Annotated in this window: 34 protein-coding genes; 26 read left to right on the top strand and 8 right to left on the bottom strand. The window is 68.7% G+C overall.

The genetic code is table 11. The annotated features are described in order from the left end of the window. Positions 1–98: 98 nt before the first annotated feature. Positions 99–359, bottom strand: coding sequence for a hypothetical protein (locus tag BFN33_RS44665; protein WP_069765963.1), 261 nt, complete (start codon positions 357–359; stop codon positions 99–101). A gap of 139 nt (positions 360–498) precedes the next feature. Here BFN33_RS44665 and BFN33_RS44670 point away from each other — a divergent pair, with 139 nt between their 5' ends. The 8 genes from BFN33_RS44670 to BFN33_RS44705 are packed head-to-tail and all read left to right on the top strand — an operon-like array spanning position 499 to position 5,448. After that, on the top strand, positions 499–1,425 hold the full coding sequence (locus tag BFN33_RS44670; protein WP_069765964.1) for an N-acetylmuramoyl-L-alanine amidase: 927 nt from the start codon (positions 499–501) through the stop codon (positions 1,423–1,425). Next, entirely contained in the window at positions 1,422–1,772 is a 351-nt protein-coding gene (locus tag BFN33_RS44675; RefSeq protein WP_069765965.1) for a hypothetical protein, read from the top strand. The genes BFN33_RS44670 and BFN33_RS44675 overlap by 4 nt, the downstream gene beginning before the upstream one ends. Before the next feature lie 11 nt (positions 1,773–1,783). Further along, on the top strand, positions 1,784–2,146 hold the full coding sequence (locus BFN33_RS44680; RefSeq protein WP_069740721.1) for a hypothetical protein: 363 nt from the start codon (positions 1,784–1,786) through the stop codon (positions 2,144–2,146). Between the two features lie 13 nt (positions 2,147–2,159). Continuing rightward, entirely contained in the window at positions 2,160–2,450 is a 291-nt protein-coding gene (locus tag BFN33_RS44685; protein ID WP_069740722.1) for a hypothetical protein, read from the top strand. Continuing rightward, positions 2,450–3,178 carry a hypothetical protein gene (locus BFN33_RS53510; protein WP_069765966.1) on the top strand — a complete coding sequence of 243 codons (729 nt, stop codon included), beginning with the start codon at positions 2,450–2,452 and terminating at the stop codon, positions 3,176–3,178. Before BFN33_RS44685 ends, BFN33_RS53510 begins: the two co-directional genes overlap by 1 nt. A gap of 21 nt (positions 3,179–3,199) precedes the next feature. After that, on the top strand, positions 3,200–3,637 hold the full coding sequence (locus BFN33_RS44695) for a hypothetical protein (protein WP_069765967.1): 438 nt from the start codon (positions 3,200–3,202) through the stop codon (positions 3,635–3,637). 37 nt (positions 3,638–3,674) lie between these two features. Beyond that, a complete protein-coding gene (locus BFN33_RS44700; protein ID WP_069765968.1) occupies positions 3,675–5,165 on the top strand; it encodes a hypothetical protein in 1,491 nt (496 codons plus the stop codon). 4 nt (positions 5,166–5,169) lie between these two features. After that, positions 5,170–5,448: a hypothetical protein gene (locus BFN33_RS44705; protein ID WP_069765969.1), complete on the top strand. Its 279-nt coding sequence runs from the start codon at positions 5,170–5,172 to the stop codon at positions 5,446–5,448. A 570-nt stretch (positions 5,449–6,018) separates the two neighbouring features. Here BFN33_RS44705 and BFN33_RS44715 read toward each other — a convergent pair. From BFN33_RS44715 to BFN33_RS44725, 3 genes are all read right to left on the bottom strand, one after another. Continuing rightward, positions 6,019–6,237, bottom strand: a complete 219-nt coding sequence (locus BFN33_RS44715; RefSeq protein ID WP_069740714.1) for a hypothetical protein — start codon at positions 6,235–6,237, stop codon at positions 6,019–6,021. Between the two features lie 92 nt (positions 6,238–6,329). Next, complete coding sequence (locus BFN33_RS44720; protein WP_069740713.1) at positions 6,330–6,785, bottom strand: hypothetical protein; 456 nt, start codon at positions 6,783–6,785, stop codon at positions 6,330–6,332. Positions 6,786–6,862: 77 nt separating this feature from the next. Then, the gene (locus BFN33_RS44725) at positions 6,863–7,120 is read right to left on the bottom strand and encodes a hypothetical protein (RefSeq protein ID WP_069740712.1); all 258 of its coding nucleotides are present in this window, start codon (positions 7,118–7,120) and stop codon (positions 6,863–6,865) included. A gap of 83 nt (positions 7,121–7,203) precedes the next feature. On the opposite strand from BFN33_RS44725, the gene BFN33_RS44730 reads away from it, so the two are divergent. From BFN33_RS44730 to BFN33_RS44750, 5 genes are all read left to right on the top strand, one after another. Next, positions 7,204–7,434 carry a hypothetical protein gene (locus BFN33_RS44730; RefSeq protein WP_069765971.1) on the top strand — a complete coding sequence of 77 codons (231 nt, stop codon included), beginning with the start codon at positions 7,204–7,206 and terminating at the stop codon, positions 7,432–7,434. A 449-nt stretch (positions 7,435–7,883) separates the two neighbouring features. Beyond that, complete coding sequence (locus tag BFN33_RS44740) at positions 7,884–8,066, top strand: hypothetical protein (protein ID WP_069765973.1); 183 nt, start codon at positions 7,884–7,886, stop codon at positions 8,064–8,066. Positions 8,067–8,120: 54 nt separating this feature from the next. Then, positions 8,121–8,294, top strand: a complete 174-nt coding sequence (locus BFN33_RS53515) for a hypothetical protein (RefSeq protein ID WP_176742628.1) — start codon at positions 8,121–8,123, stop codon at positions 8,292–8,294. An 8-nt stretch (positions 8,295–8,302) separates the two neighbouring features. Beyond that, positions 8,303–9,448, top strand: a complete 1,146-nt coding sequence (locus BFN33_RS44745; RefSeq protein ID WP_069765974.1) for a hypothetical protein — start codon at positions 8,303–8,305, stop codon at positions 9,446–9,448. Then, positions 9,445–10,068, top strand: a complete 624-nt coding sequence (locus tag BFN33_RS44750; RefSeq protein ID WP_069765975.1) for a hypothetical protein — start codon at positions 9,445–9,447, stop codon at positions 10,066–10,068. The genes BFN33_RS44745 and BFN33_RS44750 overlap by 4 nt, the downstream gene beginning before the upstream one ends. 80 nt (positions 10,069–10,148) lie before the next feature. Here BFN33_RS44750 and BFN33_RS44755 read toward each other — a convergent pair whose 3' ends face one another. The 4 genes from BFN33_RS44755 to BFN33_RS44765 form a co-directional block, all read right to left on the bottom strand. Beyond that, positions 10,149–11,009, bottom strand: a complete 861-nt coding sequence (locus BFN33_RS44755) for a hypothetical protein (protein WP_069765976.1) — start codon at positions 11,007–11,009, stop codon at positions 10,149–10,151. A 273-nt stretch (positions 11,010–11,282) separates the two neighbouring features. Further along, complete coding sequence (locus BFN33_RS53520) at positions 11,283–11,438, bottom strand: hypothetical protein (protein WP_176742629.1); 156 nt, start codon at positions 11,436–11,438, stop codon at positions 11,283–11,285. 82 nt (positions 11,439–11,520) lie between these two features. Then, positions 11,521–11,838 carry a hypothetical protein gene (locus BFN33_RS44760; RefSeq protein ID WP_069765977.1) on the bottom strand — a complete coding sequence of 106 codons (318 nt, stop codon included), beginning with the start codon at positions 11,836–11,838 and terminating at the stop codon, positions 11,521–11,523. Between the two features lie 150 nt (positions 11,839–11,988). After that, positions 11,989–12,327: a hypothetical protein gene (locus BFN33_RS44765; RefSeq protein WP_069765978.1), complete on the bottom strand. Its 339-nt coding sequence runs from the start codon at positions 12,325–12,327 to the stop codon at positions 11,989–11,991. A 54-nt stretch (positions 12,328–12,381) separates the two neighbouring features. On the opposite strand from BFN33_RS44765, the gene BFN33_RS44770 reads away from it, so the two are divergent. From BFN33_RS44770 to BFN33_RS53530, 13 genes are all read left to right on the top strand, one after another. Further along, positions 12,382–13,476, top strand: a complete 1,095-nt coding sequence (locus BFN33_RS44770) for a hypothetical protein (RefSeq protein WP_141758064.1) — start codon at positions 12,382–12,384, stop codon at positions 13,474–13,476. A gap of 70 nt (positions 13,477–13,546) precedes the next feature. Beyond that, entirely contained in the window at positions 13,547–14,515 is a 969-nt protein-coding gene (locus tag BFN33_RS44775; RefSeq protein WP_079141350.1) for a Rad52/Rad22 family DNA repair protein, read from the top strand. After that, positions 14,515–14,817, top strand: a complete 303-nt coding sequence (locus BFN33_RS44780; RefSeq protein ID WP_069765981.1) for a hypothetical protein — start codon at positions 14,515–14,517, stop codon at positions 14,815–14,817. The genes BFN33_RS44775 and BFN33_RS44780 overlap by 1 nt, the downstream gene beginning before the upstream one ends. Before the next feature lie 93 nt (positions 14,818–14,910). Continuing rightward, complete coding sequence (locus tag BFN33_RS44785; protein WP_069765982.1) at positions 14,911–15,195, top strand: hypothetical protein; 285 nt, start codon at positions 14,911–14,913, stop codon at positions 15,193–15,195. Between the two features lie 36 nt (positions 15,196–15,231). Continuing rightward, complete coding sequence (locus tag BFN33_RS44790) at positions 15,232–15,510, top strand: hypothetical protein (protein ID WP_141758066.1); 279 nt, start codon at positions 15,232–15,234, stop codon at positions 15,508–15,510. Positions 15,511–15,542: 32 nt separating this feature from the next. Then, positions 15,543–16,451 carry a WhiB family transcriptional regulator gene (locus tag BFN33_RS55300; RefSeq protein WP_176742630.1) on the top strand — a complete coding sequence of 303 codons (909 nt, stop codon included), beginning with the start codon at positions 15,543–15,545 and terminating at the stop codon, positions 16,449–16,451. Next, complete coding sequence (locus BFN33_RS44800; protein ID WP_069765985.1) at positions 16,448–16,843, top strand: hypothetical protein; 396 nt, start codon at positions 16,448–16,450, stop codon at positions 16,841–16,843. Before BFN33_RS55300 ends, BFN33_RS44800 begins: the two co-directional genes overlap by 4 nt. Positions 16,844–17,204: 361 nt before the next feature. Continuing rightward, positions 17,205–17,987 carry a hypothetical protein gene (locus BFN33_RS44805; RefSeq protein ID WP_141758067.1) on the top strand — a complete coding sequence of 261 codons (783 nt, stop codon included), beginning with the start codon at positions 17,205–17,207 and terminating at the stop codon, positions 17,985–17,987. Positions 17,988–18,442: 455 nt separating this feature from the next. After that, positions 18,443–19,552 carry a hypothetical protein gene (locus BFN33_RS52880; RefSeq protein ID WP_069765987.1) on the top strand — a complete coding sequence of 370 codons (1,110 nt, stop codon included), beginning with the start codon at positions 18,443–18,445 and terminating at the stop codon, positions 19,550–19,552. After that, positions 19,549–20,232 carry a DciA family protein gene (locus BFN33_RS44815; protein WP_218109079.1) on the top strand — a complete coding sequence of 228 codons (684 nt, stop codon included), beginning with the start codon at positions 19,549–19,551 and terminating at the stop codon, positions 20,230–20,232. Before BFN33_RS52880 ends, BFN33_RS44815 begins: the two co-directional genes overlap by 4 nt. Continuing rightward, on the top strand, positions 20,225–21,019 hold the full coding sequence (locus BFN33_RS44820) for a DciA family protein (RefSeq protein ID WP_069765988.1): 795 nt from the start codon (positions 20,225–20,227) through the stop codon (positions 21,017–21,019). Before BFN33_RS44815 ends, BFN33_RS44820 begins: the two co-directional genes overlap by 8 nt. Before the next feature lie 70 nt (positions 21,020–21,089). Then, a complete protein-coding gene (locus BFN33_RS53525) occupies positions 21,090–21,263 on the top strand; it encodes a hypothetical protein (protein ID WP_176742631.1) in 174 nt (57 codons plus the stop codon). A 12-nt stretch (positions 21,264–21,275) separates the two neighbouring features. Next, positions 21,276–21,440 carry a hypothetical protein gene (locus BFN33_RS53530; RefSeq protein WP_176742632.1) on the top strand — a complete coding sequence of 55 codons (165 nt, stop codon included), beginning with the start codon at positions 21,276–21,278 and terminating at the stop codon, positions 21,438–21,440. Positions 21,441–21,574 lie beyond the last annotated feature (134 nt).

Here is a 21,574-nt window from a genome sequence, read left to right on the forward strand (position 1 = left end):
CGGACGTGGACACCGGATCAGTTCCGGGCCGCCTACGGAGCGGCCATCGAACTCAAGATCGCACCGCTATGAGGCGAGGGACCGACGCGGCGTGCACGTCAGACAGGAAGCACGGCCTCCACGGCGGTGCTTCCCTCGAGCCGCTCGACCGCGGTCTTCAGGGCGTGCCCGTCGGGACGGTTCCACCAATCCCCGTGACGGACGATCGTGGCACCGGCCAGGCCGCGCAGGACATGCGGACCGGACGCGTACAGGAGAGTGCGGTCGCGGGGGCTTCGGCCCTGTGCGCGGCACCAGGCGTGGAAGTCCTGGAGGGTTCGCGCCAGGACGAGGGTGCGGGCGGAGATCCTCGGCGGCATATCCCGAGCGTAGGCACGTTCGAGAAGAGTGTTCCCCCTGCCCCGATTCGGGTGGGGGGAACACCCGGCTTAAAAGTCCCTAGCCTTTGGATCAGAGATTTGCGCCCCCTCATTTCTTCGATGTAAAGGACGGCACCCGATGGCCACACCGATGACCGCGGACCAGCGGCTCGCCGCGTACAAGGCCGAGGGCCTCACCGTCCACGAATATCCGGGCTGGCGCACCCACAACCGCGACACCGCCACCGGCAAGACCTTCGGCCCGGTCGTCGGAGTCCTCATCCACCACACAGCCGGCCACAACGACAAGGACATCTGCTACAAGGGCAGATCCGACCTGCCGGGCCCGCTGTGCCACAACTGGCTGGGCCAGACCGCCGGCCTGTGGATGATCGGCCAGGGCCGCGCCAACCACGCCGGCCTCGTCGACGGAGACGTCGTCCGCGCGCTGATGGCGGAGAAGAGCCCGCTGCCCACGGACGACCGCGCAGACACCGACGGCAACGACGTCCTGTACGGCCTGGAGATAGAGAACCTCGGCAACGGCAAAGACCCCTACCCGGCCGCCCAGTACCGGCAGGCCGTGCTGTGGGCGGCCGCGCACTGCCGCCACCACGGCTGGACCGAGAAGTCCGTCGCCGGGCACAAGGAAGTCCAGCCCGGAAAGATCGACCCGTCGTTCGACATGGACGACTTCCGCGCGGACGTGAAGAAGCAGCTCGCCATCAAGCCCGGCGGGACCACGGCCGTCCCGAAGCCCACCCCGAGCACACCGCGCGTGGACCTGTCCCGCCTCACCGCCGCCGCGAAGACCGACCCCGGGGCCAGGCAGGGCCACGTCACCTACATGGCGGGCACCAACCTCACCGAGGCGGCCCTGGTCAAGCTCGGCTACCTCTCCAAGACGTACGCAGGCGACGGCTCCTTCGGTTCGACCACCGTCACCGCGTACGGAAAGTGGCAGCAGCACCTCGGCTACCGGGGCGCCGACGCCAACGGCATCCCCGGCAAGGCATCCCTGACCGAACTCGGCAAGAAGACCGGCCTGTTCACGGTGACCCCGTGATCGTCAACAACACAGGGCGCACCGTACGCATCTACGCCGAAACCCGGCCGGACGGCGTCGACGACATCGACTTCGGCCTCCTGCACACCTTCGACCCCGACCCGCCCGCCGTGCAGCTCACCCCGATGCCGCTGGTCACCCTCTACGAGGACGACATCCCCGTGGAACTCGTCGAGTTCGGGCACGCCCAGCAGCTGCCCGCCCCACGGGACGGCACCAAGCGCATCGTGCCCCTCGAGGTCGCTCTCGCCCAGCCGCGCCGCGATGACCTCCTGGTCACCTACCGGCCCGTCACCACAGCCGACGGCACCGTCATCGGCTTCCGCGAACTCGCCCAACCCGTCTGAAGGAGAAACACGTGAAACCGATCCTCCTGCTCGGCCGCGAACCGGCAGCCCTGCTGGCCCTGTTCGCCGTCGCGGTGAAGATGTTCTCCGCGTTCGTCATCGACGTGGACGTGGACACGCAGGCCTGGGTGAACGCGGCCGCGGCCGCCGCCATGGGCGTCATCATCGCCGTCATCACCAAGGACGGTGTCGTCGCCGCGGTCCTCGGCCTGACGCAGGCCGTCATCGCCCTGGCGGTCGGTCTGGGCCTGGACTGGGACGTCAATACGCAGGCCGTGGTGCTGTCGTTCGTGTCTCTCGCGCTCGGCGCCTACGACCGTACGCAGGTGACCGCGCCGGTGCCGGCGCAGCCCGCCACGGTTCGGGCTGTCTGACCGGAGCCTCACCATGACCGACGAGCCGACCCCCGGAGAAATGGTCCGGCGCCTCGAAGATCGGCTCGCCGACGTCCGCGACGACATCCAACAGCTCGGTCGGCGCCTCGACGAAAAGGTCGACCAACGCATCTACGACCTTCGCCATGAGGCGCTGACCGGGCGGGTGTCCACGCTGGAAACCCTGCGAGAGAAGGACGCCGAAAAGCTTGTAGCCACCCGACGGTGGCTGATCGGAGCCGTTGTCGTGCCCCTGGTCGGGATCCTCCTACCTGTCATCCTCCTGCTCGGCCGGGGGACGTGATGGGCAGGGCACAGATACGCGCCCAGGAACGCCGGTGGCGCCGCGGCGACGGAATCGCACTGATCGCAGCCCTCGCACTGGGGTGCGCGGTCGCGTGGATCCTGCTGTCCGTACAGGGACTCCAGCACGACCTGCGCACCTCCAACGACGCCCGGGACGCACTGGCTCAGCAGGTGGAATCGCTGGGGCATACGCCGGTAGGCGGTCCGCCCGGATCGCGGGGAGAGCCGGGCCAGACGGTCATCGGTGCCCGCGGGCCGTCGGGTCCTCCCGGGCCTTCCGGACCGTCAGGGAAGCCGGCGCCCACCCTCACCCCAAGTCCGGGTCCGCCCGGGCCGTCTGGCGCACCGGGCGCTTCCGGGCAGCCGGGCGCCGACTCCACCATCCCCGGCCCGACCGGGCCCGCTGGCGCGAACGGAGCCGATGGCGCGAACGGCCAGGACGGCAAGGACGGAACCGACGGTAAAAACGGGGCCCCGCCATCGGAGTGGACGTACACCGACCAGGACGGCGCCGAGTACCAGTGCGTGCCGGTCGACGACTTCGACCCCAACAACCCCCGCTACCAGTGCACCCGCACGTCCGGGCCGACGTCCAGCTCAGACCCGTCACCCACCCCCACACCGGGCGACCAGCCCTCCCCGAGCGACACCCAGTCGACGGGACTGCTGCCGATCAACCTGCTCAGCCGACGCACCTCGTCAGGAAGGCCCGCGCGGCAGACCTGACGACCCACATAGGAGATCGAAATGGCGAACTTCACCTTCAACGTCGCCCTCGGCCGGGCGGCCGCGCTCGCTGCGCTGCCTGCCGCGAGCGATGCCCTCATCCTGATCCCGCTGGAGTCCAGCGGCCTGGAGACCGACGCTGTCCTCAAGGACAAGGACACCTTCGCCGACGTCGTGTCGGGCACCACCAACGAGCAGACCACCGTCGGCCGGAAGACCCTCACCGGCATCACGGTGACGGTCAACGACACTCTCGACCGTGTGGAAATCGACGCCGCCGACGTGTCATGGACGTCGCCGACCGGCAACGCCGTGGGCGCGCTGGTGGTCTGCTACGACCCGGACAACACCACTGGCACCGACGCCGACTTGATCCCCGTCACCAAGGCTGACGCGACCTGGTCGCCGGACGGCACCACCTTCACCTTGAACATTGCCGATTTCTTCCGAGCCAGCTAGGCCGCGTAACGGCGGGTAGTCCTGGCGGGAGGATGCCGTGACGACGATCACCGACGACTTCAACAGGGTGGATTCCACCAGCCTCGGCGCAACCTGGGTGGAAGTGAGCGGCGACTGGTCGATCATCTCCAACCAGCTCAGCAGCGGGTCTGCGGGCGGCACGATCATTCTGCGCGCCGCCACAGCGATGGCAACATCCGATCACTCGGCGCAGGTGAAAATCTCCGCCACCGCGGCCGTCTCCCATGGCGTGTGGGCCAGGGGCAACACCAACATCACGTCCGGCTATTTGTGGAGGAATGACGGCTCCTCCTGGAATCTGTTCAGCGTCGTGGGAGGTTCATTTACCTCCATCGGCTCCTTCGCAGGGGCAGCCGTCGCAGGCGACGTGGCGAAGATCCAGGCCGTCGGCTCGACGATCAAGGGCTTCGTCAACGGAATCGAGAGGGTGTCGGTGGTCAACACCGCCGTCACGACAGGAACGTCCGTCGGCCTCCGAGCCGAATCCGTCAGCTCGCTCCGCTTCGACGACTTCGCCGCGGCAGACGTCACCACCGGCACGACTCTCACCCTCACACCTGCGACCGAAGCGGAGACGGCGCAGCCACTCACGGGCGCCAAGACGGCCACGATCGGCACCGCCGGCGCCACCGACACAGCGCAACCCCTCACGGGATCGAAAACCGGGGCCCTGCCCGTCGCTTCCGAAACGGAGTCAGTCCAGGCGCTCACCGGCAGCAAGGCCAGCGCTCTCAGCCCTGCCAGCAGCACGGAGACGGCGCAGCCGCTGACCGGCGCGAAGACGAGTGCTCTCGGACCGTCCGCTGCCGCCGAATCGGCACAGCCCCTGACTGGCACGAAGGCCGCTCCCCTGGCCCCCGCTACCGAGGCGGAGGATGCGCAGCCCCTGCCCGGCAGCAAGACCGCCACTCTCGGCACGGCCACGGACACGTCCACCGCTCAGCCACTTACCGGCACCAAGACCGCGGGGCTCACCTCGGCCGCCGAAGCTGACACGGCGGAGAGTCTCGCCGGATCCAAGACCGCCCCCCTCACGCCAGCCGACACGCACGACAGTGTGCAGCCCCTCGCCGGGGAGAAGGCGGCCACGCTCGGCGTCGCGGCCGCCGTGGAGGAAGCGCAGCCGCTCACCGGGGGCGCCCCGGGAGTACTCGGTACGGCAAACGCCCTCGAGGAGGCACTGCCTCTCACCGGCAGCAAGACAGCCGCCCTCGCGCCGGCCACCGAGCAGGACACCACCCAGACCCTCACCGGCACGAAGGCGGGCACGCTCACTGCTGCCGGAGCCGTCGAAACGGCGCAACCGCTCGCCGGCGCCAAGACCGCAACCCTGACGCCCGCGCTGGAGACTGACGCGGCCCATCCGCTCACCACGCCCTCCACCAGCCTGCCCAGCCTGAAACGCACGTACAGGATTCCCGTCCAGCCTCGGCGGCTCGTCGTGCCCGCCCGGCAACGGCACTACAGCATCCCGGTCGAGCCTCGCACCCACACCATTCGGAGGTAGGCCGATGGCCGCCAGCTATACCAAGGTCCCTGTGGCCCGCCTGGACTACACCTGGGAATGGGGGCCATGGCTCGCTGACGTCTCCGACACCATCGACTCTGTGACGGTCACGGTGCCTGAGGGGTTGACGGCTGTCGGGGCGCCCGTCGTCGATGGCGGCGATGTCACGCAGCGGGTGGAGGGCGGGGTTCTGGACGACGTCTACAAGATGGTCTGTCGGATCCAGACTGTTGGGGGGCTGATCGACGAAGAGCCGATCTATCTCGTGATCAGGGACAAGTGAGGGCTTGGACCCGGGCGTACGTACGATGGCGGGCATGCTGACCGACAGGCCGAAGCCTCCTTCCCCGACGTGTCCGCCCGCGCAGGTCGGCCCGTGTACCGGGTGCGGGCATCCCACGCACCGGTACGGGTCCGGGGGCTGCCCACTGTGCGTCGTGTGCCTGGCCGCCGTGGAGGCCGGGCGCGGCAAGTAGGGGACGCGCCGAAGCCCCGCGCATGGCGGGGCTTCGGTTTCCTGCGGGCGGGGCGGCAGGGTCCGCGTTCAGGCCGTATTGCGGCAGCCTCGCCGGTGGCGCCCCGTAGGGTCGGACCGGCATCCCATCCCTGGACGCCCCTGCTATTTATGTGGGAGTCCTGCGGCGCGAACGCCTACACAGAGTCTAGCGGGCGCGATCAGTCTGCGCTCCGGTCTCAAGTTCCCCGATGCGGGCGGTCGCCGACATCGCTTCTTGGTGCCAGTAATCCCGATGTTCGATCACCTGAGCCAACTCCGCTCGGAGGCGCTCGATCTCTATCTCGGCTTCAAGGGCGCGGTCGCGCCACCGGTTGCCGAACTCCTCGACTGATTCGATCACTGCCGCTTCTCGCTTTCTCCAGCCTCGGTTGCCAGGCCGTCGAGGTACTGGGCGCCTCTCTCTACGGCGAAGTCGCCGCTCCTCTCGCAATAGCAGATACCGGGGTCGGGGTAACTCTGCGAGGCGCACCCCGGCTCGTGATCGTCGTCGTGCTGCTCCTGGTCAATGAGTGCCTGAATGCGGGCCTCGTAGGCGCGATCCTGGTTGGCCGTCATGCGTGGTGGTCCTTTCGGTGCTGTGGTGAGATCTCGCTCGGTGGCTGGGGTGGCGTCCGGCTGGCGCGGGGCGAGGTCGCCGCTCATCGCTCTCATCGCTCGTCCTCCGTCTCGTGCTGGCCGGGGCACTGGAAGAGGACTTCCAGGCGCATGAACGTGTGCGAGGGGTGCCGCTTCGTGTAGCCGCAGCTCCGCTGTTCTCCCTCCTGCCGGACAGAGACGGCCTCGTCGTGCTGGACCCAAAGCGCCTCGGTCGCAAGGTCGTCCAGGTACTCGGCGGCCCGCTCCACGTCAGCGTCACCGCCCATGGAGTGGATCTGCTGCGCGCACCAGCGGATGATGGCGGCCCGGTCCGTCACGGGGGAGGAGTCGACCTGCGCCCGGGTGGACAGGCCGTGCAGGTGGTCCGCCGCATCCTGGGCCGTCTCGCTGTCGTCCACGGATCGCACTCGGTCGGCGCACCAGAGAATGACCGCCGCGTGGTCGGTGCACTCGCGGGCCAGAGTTGCGGCGGCTTCCTGTTCCGAGGGGTGCGGCTTCATCGTCATGGTCGCCTCCTACTTCGATACGGTACGGGCGGCGCCCCGGCTGCTTTCCTCAGCCGGGGCGTCACAGTATCGAGTGGTCACTTGCTCGCGAGGGCCAGGAAGGCGAGCGGGTTGAGGGTGTCGCCGTTCTCGTCGCCCGCCAGCCACTCGTCGAACAGGTCGTCACCGAGGCGGGTGTGGAGCTCGTCCATCATCCAGCCGCGCACGATGGCGAGTTCCTGAGTCACGGGCTTGTTCTCGGTGCCCATCCAGGCGAGGCAGAGAGCCTCGTCGCTGAGCTTGGCCGCCATCTCCGCAACCTTGGTCGTGCCCTGCTCGCGAGTCGTGACGCTCATCGTGGTCTCCCTGCTCTTTGGTGGCTTGCCACCACTATGGCAGACGGCTTGACCGGTGGCAAGCCACCCCGCATGATTGGCCCATGGCCACCGACGAAGAACGACGCAAGCAGCACCGCCACCGCCACAAGCAGCGCGTCGTGCGTGGCATCCCCGACGAACTGGTGGCCGACTTCGACGCGGCCACCCACGCCGTCGGAAGCGACCGCAGCAACATCACCCGCCAACTCTGGGAGTGGTTCGCGGGACGGCCCGGCGCGGAACTGCCCACGCGCCCCGAACCCGCGTCGATGCGGCAGGATGGAGCGCTATGACCGTGACGTGGACGGGGCTGGGTGAGCGCCCCATCGGAACCATCAAATGCGACCGCTGCGGCACCACTTGGAGCGACGGCAAGGCGGAGACCGATGGGGAGGGACTGATCCACCGTCGGGCGCATGAGAAGGCTGGGTGGAAGTCCTACCGGCCGAACGAGTACCGGCAGGAAGACCGGTGCCCGGACTGCAAGGTCGCCACGATCCCAGGCACGTACTGATGCCCGAGCAGAACCAGCCGACCGTGTGCAGCGGATGCCGTCAGGAATTGTGCCCCGTATGCGGGGCTTGCCCCTGCCTTCCGGAGGCGGACTGGTTGTGTCGTCGCGCGGAGCACTGGCGACCGGAGAATCGCTCCTGACGAAGAATCTGACGGTCTGTGAGGCGCGACAAGATCACCGGTCGTGCAGCGGGGGAACGGTTGACGGCAGCGAGGCCAGACTGTCGGCATGGACTCTATGCAGGATGCCGAGTTGATCCTCGTCGCCCACCAGCGTCGCGACATCAGCAGCTGCCTGTGCGGCTGGGCCGAACTGGGCAAGTCCCACGCTAGGCACCAAGTCGCCATGCTCCGTGAGGCCGGGCTGCTGCGCGACGAGCCGGAGGCGGCATGGGGGCAACGTGCCACATAGCTCCGGTTAATGTTCCTTCTGAAGAGGGATCATTCTGAGGCAGGAGAGACGCACGTGGACCCGATGAAGCGCATGTTCGTTGTCGGCCTGACAGTTCCCGCTGCCGTGACCGGCATCGTGGTACTGGCCGTGTGGCCCAACTCGCTCATGCAGTGGCTGATCGTGGCTGCGACTCCCTTCGTGACATCGTCTGCTGTTGCCATGGCGTACGCCTACCGGTCTCGGTGAAGCAGGCCATGAACGAGCACGACGAGGTAGTGGACGCGGAGCTGGTCGACAACCTGCCCGCAATCCCCGAAGACCGCGCGCCCGCCGTCCCCCTGACGGAAGAGGACCCGGACGCCTGGCTGTCCCCCGAAGCACAGGAAGACGTCCAGGCAGGCATCCCAGAACAGACCACCAAGGCCTACCAGGGCGACATGGACCGCTTCGCCGAATGGTGCGCCACGGTCCGCCGTCGGCCCCTGCCCGCCGCCCCCCAGACCGTGACCGAATACCTCTCCTACCTGAAGCGCACCCCGCGGCCGCGCACCGGCCGCCCGTACGGGCCCAAGACGATGGACCGCATCATCGCCTCCATCCGCTCCTCCCACCGCGCCGCCGGATACCAGCCCCCCGACACCATGGGCGCCCGCAAAGTCGTCGCCGGCTACCGCGAGCAGCTCGCCCTCGCCAAAGACCCCGCCTCCCAACCCCGCAAGGCCAGCCCCGCCGACCGCACCGTCCTCCGCGCCGCGCTCGCCGAACTGGACCGCACCACCCTGGCCGGGAAGCGGGACGCCGCCCTCATGCTCCTCGGGCACGCCCTCGCCTCCCGCGGCAGCGAACTCGTCCCCCTTGACTGGCCGGGCAGCTTCACCGAGCTCCCCGGCGGCGGCTTCCAGGTGCGGGTGTACCGCAAGAAGCGCAAGCTCTGGCAGACCCCCGACGTCCCCCTGGACCCCGACCCCGAACTCTGCGCCGTCCGCGCCGTCCGTGCCCTGGTTGCCGCCCTCGCCGAGAACGATCACCACACCGGGGCCCTCTTCCTCCGCATGGACCGCTGGGGTTACCTCGCACCCCCCATGCACCGCAAGGGGAAGCCCATCGGCGACCCCGACGGCCGCATGACCATCGAAGCCGCCTCCGACATCGTCCAGCGCTCCATCGAACGCACCGGCCTCCCCGGACGGTGGCGCTCCCACTCCTCCCGCCGCGGCTTCGTCAAGTCCGCCCGGGCCGCGGGCGTCGACATCGTGCAGATCGGTCGGCACGGCGGCTGGGACGACAAGTCGAAGGCCCTCATCGGCTACGTCGACGAGGAGGATGCCGCGGGCGAGAACAACCCCCTGGCGCAGATCGGGCGCAAGGCCACCGAAGAGCCTGAAGGGACCGACCTGTGACCATCAGCCACGAACGCGGCGCCCACGCCGTCCTGGATCGCATCCTCACACTGGAACCCACGGCGGCCGCGCTCGTCCGCACACGCAACCGCCTCGCCAGCGGCACCCACTTCACGCCCGGGTTCGTAGCTGCGGTCGGGCAGATACACCGCCTGAAGCCCGGGCGCTGGCCCGTGCACCAGGTCGCCGCCTTCCTCGACATCCATGCTGAAGTCGGAGCGGGCCGGTACGCCATGGTGCAGATTGAAGTCGGCGCGGTGCCGCGCCCGGACGCCGCACGGGCCGCCAACGCCGCAGCCCTGGCTGACCTACCAGACCCCTTCACTACACAACTGGATAGCAACCAGAACGCAGCCGACGAGGACGGCACGGTGGCGTGGACTGAGGACATCGTCGTCACGCGCTCCACGGGCGTGCCCTACACGGCAGGGTGCGCGGCGCCGGAGTCTCTGACCATCCCCACCGTCCTGCGGGCCTTCTGCGTCCCGCTGGAGGTCGGAACCACCATGCCCAGCCGCACTCTGCTGCACCTGGAAGAGGACGGCGGAGTGGCCCGATGGGCGTACGACAGCACGGACCTCTACATCCTGCTGAACCTGCGACACCCGTTGGTGGCCTGACGTAGCCGAGGCCGCCTGGACAACAGCCCCGGCTACCGCATTGCCGCCCGCATCGCCGAACGCCTGCCCAGCAACGACGACTAGCCGGCTTGAGTCGTGTTCCAGGTGCCGGTGTGGGCAAGGGCGTCGGCGGTCACCGGTGGTTCGCGGCCGGCGAGGACGGATGTGGCGGCAATGGACTGGACGATCTTGTTGGGGTAGTCGGAGGTCAGGCCCTGTCCGCCTTCGCCGATGATGAGGGCGTGGACGCCATCGGCGGGCTTGCGACGCTTCGGCAGATACGCGCGCACCGCCGCGGAGGCCAACAGGCCCAGCACGTACGGCTTGCCGACGTTCTCGTGGTCGTCGGGGGCGCGTACCTCGTAGTAGGGGATGCCGGTGCCTGAGGTCATCTCGTACAGGTGGCGGATGTCCAGGAGGACGATGCGGCCCGGGCGGATCCCCTCGAGGAGGAGGTGGGCGATGAGGCGGTCGCGGTGGTGGTTGCGGGAGTTGTCCGGCCCCCAGGATCCGATCGCGGTCAGGAACGCGTCCCGCTCCTCGGGCAGGAGGCGTTGGGGGGCTTGTCCGTCGCGGTCGAGGCCGGAGCGCAGTTCGGTCAGGTCGGGGGGGATGCGGATGCAGCCTTGGTCGCGGGCGGCTTCGTAGTAGCCGGTGAGGGAGCTGATGCGGCGGTCGTGTGACTTGGCGACGGCCGGGTGGTGCTCGGCGATCCAGGCGAGGTCAGCGGGGTCGTTGAAGGGCCGGCTGCCCAGGACCTCTTTGAGGTAGCGGTCGTAGGCCCAGCGGGCGACGTGCTCGATACCGAAGGCGTAGGGGTCGACTCGGTTGCCGGCGCACCAGTCGAGCCAGGAGGTGACGTCGCGGCGGTAGGCGAGCTGGGTGGAGGGCCGCAGGACGCTGGTGGCGATCCAGTCCTCGAGGAGCAGGCGGGGGTCCATGGGCGTTAAGTATCCCGGTCCCACACGATGGATCAAGTTTCTGCGTAACCTCAGGGACCTCCACCCACTAGGGGAGGTCGCGTGCGCCGTGCCGTGCACCGTCCCGAGTCGGGCACCATGGCGGGCTGGTGGTGGGGGCTCCCTGAGGTTTCACGGAAAGATCAGGAAGGTGGATGGAACGGGTGCCATGCGGGGCCTTCTTCAGCCTGTGCGCTCACGCTATGCCGAGAACGCGGGTTTGTCTGAGGTGCCTTCCCCCGTGCCGCCGTCCGGTCAAGGCTGGCCGGTGCCGGGGGCGAGGAACAGGTCACCGGCCGCGCTGCGGCAGAACGCCTCCCGGTGGTCCGCCTCCCGCACACACGGCGGGTACACGGCCCCGGACAGCGCCTCCGTACGACCGCACAGACGCTGCTCAGACGGTTCCTGCACCACGATGCTCCTCCTCGCGTTCCCTGCACCGGACGCTATGCCCGATCACACACCCCCGCTTGGGTCCCTTCCCCCTGCCAGGTCAGCGGTGAGCGAGCAGGTACGGATAGCGCGAGTTCACACCGCGCCGATCCACCTGCGTCCACCCCGCCTCCGCCAAGGTCCGCGCATAGGCGTTCACCATCCGATGCCGCGCCTGCGCCAGCTCGTCGTCACTGGGCCGCTCAGGGTCGGTGAGGTCGGGCTGCGGAGTGGTGTGCGTGACGCGTGCCGTACCGCCGAGGCCCGCGGTGACCGAGAAGCCGGCGACGATCGGGCTGCCGTAGTCGTTGCGGATCACCGGACGCTGATGCGGGGTCAGGGCACGCACCGCCGCTTCAACGATGCTGCTGGTCGTCATCTCTTGGGGTCCTCCTGAGCTGGGATTCTGAACGGGTCTTGATCGGTGAAGAGGTCCGGGCTTAGACTGGCGTCCTTCTATTCGGGCATGTGCCCGGGGGGATCGGCCGTCAACTCCTGTTCGGAGTGGCGGCTTTCGTCGTTCCTGGGGTCAGGCGGCGAGGGCGAGGCGGGCGGCGGCGTCCTTGTAGGCCGCCTTGCGGGGACGGTAGACCACGGCGGCGCGGGCGACTTCCAGGGCGGTGTAGCGGCGGCTGTCGCGCATGCGGCCGGCGGCGTGGGTGCGGGCAGGGGTTCCGGTGATGCCGAGCTTGGTGGCGGCTTTACGGAGGCTGCTGGCGACGGTGCGGGCTTCCTTGGGGGTGAGGCCGGCGGCGATGCAGTGGGTGGTGAGGGAGCCGTTGCCGCGGCGGTTGATGCGGGAGGCGGCGCGCTGGGTGCGGGTGCGGGTGCGGAGCGTGTGGCGGGCCTCGCGGCTGCTGGCGTTCATCGTGGTGTCCCCCTTGTTGCCCTGCGGTGATAGGTCAAACGTAGTCCATACGACATGGACAAGCAAGGGGTTTGTGCGTACAGTCGTCACCAGGGCCGCAACCGCAGCCCATACGCCATGGCACCTACACGAGATATGGAGGATGATGCCGTGCAAGATGCCCCCACGCGCCTGCCGGACCATTCCGATCGGCGCGCACTGCCGAGAGGACCCCACGTGGCCCGCAAGTCCGAGGTTGACCGCTACCGCCAGCACCTGACGATGGGAGCGGAGGCGTTGCAGGCGACTCTTCCGGAGGTTGCCGCCACGCTGGAGGCTTTGGCCAGGCCGTTCGGGCATCGGATGCTGACCGTGGACCGGGAGGCTTCCCGGGTGCCGGCCAACTTCACGAACGTGTCGATCTCGGTTCCCGTGCATCTGCGTACGGCGATCCAGGATGCTGCCGTGCGTCGGGCGGAGCCGGATGAGAAGAAGCGCGCGGCGGTGAAGGTGCAGCCGCTGCTTGCGGAGGCTGCGTCGGTACGGCTTCGGCAGCTGCTGGACGGCGAGGTGGAAGCGGAGGAGATTCCGCGGGATCCGCGCGGTTCGGCGGTGGAGAAGGTCAACCTGAACGTGCCGGTGGACTCCGCGGTCCTGGCCGAGGTGCGGGAGAAGCTGCCGGAGTTGGGTGAGCGTCTGGGGTTCCGGGCGAATGCCACGGTGGCGAAGCTCGCCCTTCGGCTGTTGCTGGACGAGTACGGGCTGGACTACGAGCCGGTCCCGAACGAGTTCGAGGGCAGGACCCTGCTGAACCTGCTGGTTCCCCCGCGGCTGGCTGACGCGATCCGTAAGCATCCGGCGGTGGTGGACACGGGCCTGCGGGAGATCGTGGCGGAGGGCTTCGAGAAGGTCCTGGCCGGGGCGTGGACGCCGTATGTGATCCCGAAGGCGCCGCAGGGCTCGGAGTATGAGCGGGCCACGCTGAGCGTGTACGTGGACAGTGATCTGGTGGCCCGGGTGCGGGAGAAGGCTCTCGCGTTGAAGCGGGAGCTGAAGTACCGGGTGACGGCGCAGACCATCGCGATCGACTACCTGATCAGCGAGCTGAGTCTGGAAGAGCTGGCGGATGCCGAGTACGGCGCTGCTGGTGGAAGTTCTACTGACGATTGACCGGGGCGGGATGCCGGCCCCGGTTTGGGGCCGCCCCGCAGCCCGTGTGACCACCTAGGAGATACCCCTCATGGCGAATTCGCCTGAGGCCCCCGCTGGCAGCATGGCGGAGGGCCCGACCTCGCACACCCAAAACCAGGGCATCGGCCGCCGTATCGGCGCTCTCTCCGACCTTCAGATCGCCCAGCTGCTGCGCCCCGTGGACCCGGACCGCGTCGGTTCGGACGGCAAGGGCTTCGCGCATATGGAGGCCTGGGACATCCGTCGTTACCTGATCCGTATCTTCGGGTTCGGCGGGCACGACACGGACTTGCTGGAGTCCTCGCTGATCGCTGAGACCAGCATTCCGAACCACCAGAAGATCGGGAAGAACGGGCAGCCGTACGGGAATCCGTATGAGGCGTGGACCGTCATCTACCGGGTCGCCGTCCGTCTGTCGGTCAAGGTCGACGGCGTTGAGCTGGGGCACTGGCACGGCATCGCCACTGGGGATGCCACGAACCAGCCGTCCCGGGCGGACGCGCACGACCTGGCGCTGAAGACGGCCGACTCGCAGGCCTTGAAGCGGGCGGCGACGAACCTGGGTGACCAGTTCGGTCTGTCGCTGTACAACAAGGGCCGTCTGGCTCCGGTGGTTCAGGCGGCGTTGCCGTACTGGAAGGCGCCGAAGGAGGCGGAGTTCAAGGACGAGAAGGTGGAGGCGGAGCCGGATGTGGCTGCTGCCCGCCAGGAGGCCGCTGAGGCGGCGCCCGCGGGCCAGGAGCCGGAGGCGCAGACCCAGGCCGCCCCTGCTGCTCCGAAGCCTCCGAGTGAGTACCTGGCCAAGCTATTGCGGCAGGTGTCCGACTGCTGGAAGAGCAACAACGTCCTGATCTTCAACCAGATCAGGGAGGACGGCGACAGGCACGGCGCCCTGGACGAGGAGTTCACGGACAAGCGCGGCGCGGTGACGACGTTGCGGAAGATCCTGGACGACCGTATCGCCGAGATCCAGCAGCAGGCCGCTCAGGGCGACGCCACGGAAGGGCAGGCCGCCTGATGGCCGGCTCGGTACAACGCAACGTCCCGGCAGAGCCGCCGGTGCGACTGCGAGAAGGCCTGGACGTGTCCTTCGAGGACGTGCCGTATCCGGTGGTGCCCGCCTTCACCAGCCGGCCCATCGTCCACCTCGCAGTGGAGTGCGAGGGCGTGTGCTGGAACTGGGGCATGAGCGTCCGTGTTCTGGTCCGTACGCGCTGTGGGAGGACCGCGATGCCGGTGGACCGGCGCTGCATGTCCTGGGTCGCTGAGTGCAAGCGTTGCTTCCCGAGCGATCCGGCCGGCGCGCAGCCGGAGTCCTGAACTACGGGCCGCCGTGCGCGGCCCGCCAAGTCCCCTCCCTGGGGCGTCGCATCACCCATCCATCATCCGGCTGTAGCCGATCGGAGCTTCGTCATGCTCGAACTCGCGTTGATCTTCATCGTCGTCCTGGTCGCCGCCGCTGTGGGCGGGGTGTGGGCGGTGCGTATGGAGCGGAAGTATCCGACGTCGTTCACGCGGCGGGTTCCGGAGGGTGAGTTGGCGTGGTGGGCGCAGTTGCCGACGGAGACGCAGGAGGAGATGGACGCTGCGGCTCTGGATGTGGGTGAGCAGGCGGATCTGGATGCCCGGGCGGATGCGGCGGAGGCTGCGGAGTTCCTTGCTCACCGGGTGCAGACGAACGCCCTGTTCCACCCCTGACCCTGTCCCGTTCGTCTGGCACACCACCGATGGGAGGTGAGCGAAGTGCCAGAACCGCCTGTTGTTGTTGCTGCGCTCGCCGCCCTGGCTGTGGGGATAGCGGGTGTGGCGGTGTATCGGCTGCACCGGTTGCGGCGCGCTCTGATCGCGGAGCGCGCCGCTTCGCGTATCGCGGGCGCCATGCAGGCCCGGGACTACGACGCGTTCCGTGCGCGCGTGAATGAGCTCCTGCTGGAGCGGGCCGTCCTGACGGAGGCCGAACGGATTCTCGATGACGAACTCGCTACGTACGACCTGGAAGGGGGGCAACAGTGAGCCCTCGTATGTCGCCGACTGACGTCGCTTACATGGCGTGGACTGAGCATCGTTTCTTCAAGTACAGGGGGTGTGCCCCGGACCCGGACGAACCGCGCCTGGCCGCGGGCAGCGTGGAGCGGGACGGGAAGACCGTGCGGGTTGCGTTGGATGCGTGGAGTGGTCCGGATGTGGATGGGGGTGAGGAGCAGCGGGTGCGGTCGGCGCGGGTGGCGGCGGCGAAGGAGGTGTGTGGGGGGTGTCCGGTGTTGGCGGAGTGTGATGCGTACGCGATGGTGGCTCCGGGGTTGGCGGATGGGATTCGTGCGGGTCGGACGGTGCGGGAGCGTGGCCGGCTGGTCGCCGCGCAGGAGGCCGAGTCGGGCGCCCGGGCGGGCTCGGGGTCGCGGAAGCGGAAGCCGGTGCCGGCGGACCGGCTGCGCACGCCGCAGAAGCTCGCGGTGCTGCGGGCCTTGGCCGCGTTCACGGACCAATACGACGTGGCCATCGAGTCGGGCCTGGACGTCAGGAAGGCGAATTGGCAGCGCTCCCACCTGACGACGGATCTCGGGTTGGAGGAGTCTGCGTCCCGCAACGACCTGCTGGCGGCCGCGGTGAAGGCCGGGCTGGTGGACGGGTCGTTGGTGGTGCCTGATGACGGCTCGGTGCCGGCGATCCCTCCGAAGACGCGGAAGCTGCTCATCGAGGTGGAGGGTCAGTTCTTGTTGTGGCCGTCGGATCCTGCGGAGGTGAAGCACGTGGAGTCGGTGCGGCGTGCGCCTGGCCGGGTTCGGGTGGCGGTGCCGGTGCGGTCTGGTCGGTCGGTGTGTTCGGAGGCGTTGCGGGCGAAGTTCCGTCGGGTCCGGGGGCAGGAGGCGTTGGAGGTTGCGGTGACGGTTCCTGCCGGGTGGGCGGACGTGGCGCTGTTCCCTCAGGCGCCGGTGTTGGGGGTGGCGGCGTGAGCACGGAGAGCGTGGAGGGCGTGGACGTGGCCCACGTGGATGCGGTCCTGGATGCCCGGAACGCGGCGGCGGCGGTGCGTCTGGCGGGGATCATCGCGGACGCTCAGTTGGATACGGCGGGCTCGCCGCGGAAGTTGCCGATGGATCTGTTCCCGGAGTTTCCGCCGGAGATGGTTCAGGCGGTGTGGGAGCGGGCGCTCGTCGTGGGGGTGCGGGCTGGCCAGTTGATGCAGTCGCCGCGGTTCTATCGGGACAAGCTGGCGCGGTTGCGGGAGGAGTTGGCGGATGCGGCGTATGCGTCGATGGCCAGGTCGTCGGATGCGGTGTTGTCGGGCCCGGCCGCGTTCCCGGAGTTGCATGCGATCGATGACGAGGAGGCGCGCGGGCACTGACGGTGCCTCACCTGTGGTGTGACCAGTAGTACGAACGACACGGATGGGAAGGACCTGGGACAGTGCGCACGTCAACGGGTAAGCTGAGCGCAGCGTCAGACATCCAGTCAGTTGCGAGGCTGGGCGGAGGACGCGGGCCAACAAAGTTGGAAGCCCCCGCTGCCACTTCAGTGGCGGTCCCGGTTTGCGAAGCCGGAACGCGAGGGCTGCCGACACCACACCGTTCTCACACGAATGAAGGCGTCGACATGACGAAGAGTACCCGGGGCGTCCCCCGATCAGACAGTCGAACCCCAGACACCGCCGTGAAGATCACACCGGCGATGCAGACGGGTCCTGTCACCACTACCCCCACAGTCGCGTGACCACCCGGGGCGCAGTGCGCGCCCTACACACCGTCCCGCCCCCGCGCACCAAGGGAAAGGGAGGCGGCGGCAGCGACGGCTACGACGCGACCGTCGAGCGCATCTACCGGGACCCCCGGATGGGCAGGCCGACCCGCGAGATCGCGCTGTTGCTGGCCTGGCTGATCTGCCGCGACCCGAACAGGTTCAGCGCGGGCGCCTGGCACCGTGCAGAAGCGATCCTCGGCACCAAGAAGTACGGCCGCCACACCCAGTCCGTGGCGAGCCTCCTCCTGGCGGACGACTTGCCCCGCTATGAAGTCGACCGGACCACACCGGAATGGCTTGACCAGACCTGCGCCGCTCCGATGATCCGGCGCTCCGGTGTCTGCGGACAGCCCGCCCGGGACAACTCCTTCACCGTGGATCTGGTCACCGGATGGCGCACGCCCCTCTGGTTCTGCCGTCGCCACGAAGACTTCGGGCGCGCTGCTGATCGCGCTTTGGAGCAAGCTCCTGAGCCCATCCCGAACCGGGGCGGTCTGCTGCCCGGGTACTTCCGGCTGAAGGGCGGGCTGGCGAGCTGGGAGCAGAACTACCGGTGGGCGGCCCACCAGGCGGACCCCTTCCGGCATGAGGCCTGGCAGCCTCCGTCGCATGGCATGGCCGCCGCCTTGTGGCCTACGCCGGGTCGGGAATCAGAGGCGGCTGAGGCCGCACCGAAACTTCAACTGGTCGTTCTTCACGGCGAGCCGGTTGATGCACAGACCTCACCCAGTAAGGGAGATCAGGTGACGTAGCGAGTGTGAGCGGGAGGTCCGTGAGCCCCTTGGCGGGGGCTTCATCCTCTACCGCTTGGCCGCTTGGTGTTGGCGCACCGTCTGCGGCCTTCGTGCAACGGCCCGAAGTTGGCGCTTCGAGCTAAGGCCCTCGAAAGGGCGTCCATCAGGTTCACCCCGAACCACTTTCACCACCGAGACGGCCTTTGCGTTCCCGCAAGCCCGTCAACGAAGGCAGGTCCATAGTGCAGCACGCGGCACCCTCTTGTCAGCTTGGCGCTTCTCACGCGCCCGAAAAGCGAGCAATCTCCCCCCAATCAGGCGGCACCCAGTGCCTCACCACCCCCCTCGTACACGGCACCGCGCGCCAGTCCATCGACCACACGGCATCCCGCAAGACGGGCCCGCGACGTTGGCTGCGGGCGGTCCGGTGGCTCATCGAGGCCGGCCTCCACCCCAAGGCGAACGCCACCACTTTGAAGGCCGCCGAGGACCTCGCCCAGCGGATGGACTACGACACCGGGCACGTCCTCTACCGCGAGGCCGACATGGTCGCCCGCACCGGGATCTCCCGCGCCAACCTCTACCGGCACGTGAGCTACCTCCGGGAGCTCGGCGCGCTCGCCTGGGTCCAGCACGGCTCCCGCATGAACCGTCTGGCTGCAATGGGTCTCAAGGGCTACGCGGGCACCGCGACCGTGTACGCGGGCGTGATCCCGCCCGTCTTCGACCACGCCATGGGCCACACGATCGTCGGCACCGGATACAGCGCGCGGGTCATCGTGGACCTCCGGAAGCGCCCTACCCGCCCTGTGGATACTGCCGGTAACGCGCCTGTGGATAACTCTGGCTCTGAGGGCCTTGAGACCCCTTCCCTAGCGGTAGTTAAGGAAGTGGGTCAGGTTGATCTAGTGGGTGGTTTTACTACTACCGCAACGCGGACGCGAAACGACTCCGCCCCCACCCAGACCCCAAAGCGCAGCAAGAAGCGGGCCACGATCCTCGGCAACACCGTCACCGCCGCCGGAATCCACCTCGGCGACAAACTCGCCCGGGCCATCCGCAGCCGCGTCCCCTGGACCCGCAAAGCCACCCACGACCAGCTGCGGTGGGTGTGCGCCGACATGGCCGAGCAGCAGTGGACCGAGGACCAGGCCGTCCGCTTCGTCGTCGACGCCGGCCACACCCACAAGGCCGGATACACGTGGGAACCCGCCCGACCCCACCGGTTGATTGCCGCCGAGCTGTACGCCGCCGCCGAACGCCAGGAGCAGGACCAGCAGACCCGCGAGGCCCTTGCCGCGGCGATTCCGTGGGAGGAGTCCACGGCCTACCGCAAGCAGCAGGCCGCCCGCGCCGCCCTGGCCGCTCTCCTCGGTGCCCCCGAACCCGAGCCGGAGGTGAAGCAGGCGTACACCGCGGAGGACCGGGAGTACGCCCGCCTCTACGGCTGGGAGCAGTGGGAGGAAGTCGCCGACCACCTCGCCGAGGACCAGGACGACGCCATCGACCTGTACGGCGAGGACATCTGCAAGTTCGCCATCAGCAAGCAGGCCCTTCTCGAGCGCCGGGGAGCATGGGTATGACCGAGCCCGCCCTCAACACCGAACTGGTCGCCGCATGGGCGTCCCTGCTTCGACAGCCGCACGGCTCGTACGGGTGGACGCCGGCCTGGTTCGACGAGACTCGCGGTCTCCTGGTCGTGGAGTGCATCAACACGGCCTGGCTGACGCAGCTACGCCTTGCCGCGCCGAAGATGGCGGAGAAACTGAACACCGCGCTCCCCGCGCCGATCATCAAGAAGGTCGTCGGCTGCATCCAGGAAGTCCACGTGCTGGTCACCGGATCACGTACGTGGGACGACCACCAGGCCGTAGCCAACGCCCTCCTGGACGCCTGGCACGACGCCGTGCAGACCGTCTCCCCCGAAGTCCACTTCACCGTCGTTCACGGCGACTGCCCAAGTGGCGCCGACGCCATCGCTAAGCAGTGGGCCATCGACAACCGGGTGTTCCACCACGCGGTCCCCGCCGACTGGGCAGGGCCCTGCACGCCCGACTGCCCGCCCACACCGCACCGGAAGACGTCTCGGCGCGGCGAGTACTGCCCCCTGGCCGGCCATCACCGTAATCAGCTGATGGTCGACATGGGCATCGATCTGGTCTTGGCCTTCCGGCGCAACAACTCCCGCGGCACCACCGACTGCATCAACCGCGCCAAGAGCGCTGGAATCCCCGTCCGAATCCTGGAGGACCAGCATGGCTGACACCCCGCAGGCGTCCGGGGCCGACCTCGCCCGCCAGGCGCTGGCCGCCGCCCGCGCCAACGCCCAGAACACCCCCACCCCGCAGGCGAAGAAGACCCGCCCCACCATCCGCGCCCACCGCGGCGAACGATCCGACCCGACCGGACTCGCCGGCATCCTCGCCAAGCTCACCGCCGAACAAGGCTGGAACAACAACCTCGACGGCGGCAGCATCCTCGCCCAGTGGCCCACCCTCTGCCCCCAGTACGTCGGCCTCGTCCAGGCCGTCGCCTACGACGACGAACGCGGCCGCCTCGACCTCCGCCCCGGCAGCCACGCCTACGCCGCCCAACTCCGCCTCCTCGGCGGCCAGCTCGCCAAACAGATCAACGACAAGCTCGGCCGGCCCGTCGTCCGCACCATCCGCGTCCTGCCCGTCGGGAACATCACCACCACCCAGACCGCGGCCGCCGAACCCGGCTGGGCCGATGCGGAGGCGCCGGTGCGGACCCGGGAAGACGGCTGCCCCGGCTACCAGAACAACCGCGCCATCGCCCTCGAGCACAAACCCGAACCGCCCCCGGTCAACCCGTACGTCCAGGAGGCCATGGCCCGCCAGGAGAACGCCCTCCGCGCCGGACGCCAACCCGAGACCGAGCACCGTGACGCCGTGTGGGCGCAGGACGACGCCGCACGGAAAGCCGGCCCGGCGCCGGGCAGTGTGGAGGAGTCCCTGGCCCGCGCACGCGCCTACGCCCGCCAGCAGCGTGCCGGACGCGCACCCCGCCAAGCCTTCGACGTCGCCTGAGCGGGGGCAACACCAGGCGGAATCTGGTGCACCGTGTACGTGATCACACTGCACGAACGGAGCCGCACTCATGCTCGCACTGGCTGACCCGCCACCCCCGCAGACCGAACCCGAGACCGCCCTCATCCCCGGCCTCGCCTACAGCCCCGAGTGGCATCGCGAGCAGGAGGACATGGAGAGGGTCTGGCTGGACGCGTACGTCCGCTGGAGCCTGCGCATCAAGCAGCAGTCCGAGCGCGGCTAGGAGAGGAACACCATGCAGACCACCACCCCTACCGTCGCGGCCCCGCGCGTGCGCCCGCTCTGGGAACGGTCCGAGCTGTTCCGCGAGCCCACCTACGACCCCACCATCACCCTCGACGACCAGGACGACAACGGGAGCGACAGCGAGGACGACGAGCCGCGCACTAGCGCGCGCTGACGTCCACTCAACCCCTAGCTAGGTAAAGGGCTAGCAATCACGCTAGGGGTCGCCCTAGCGGTCGTCCTATATAGCGCGCTAGTGGTCACGCCATAAGACGCGCTATGCCCCTCGCCCTCTAGCAGCTCTTCGCC

Source organism: Streptomyces sp. LUP47B (assembly GCF_001746295.1).
GTDB lineage: Bacteria > Actinomycetota > Actinomycetes > Streptomycetales > Streptomycetaceae > Streptomyces.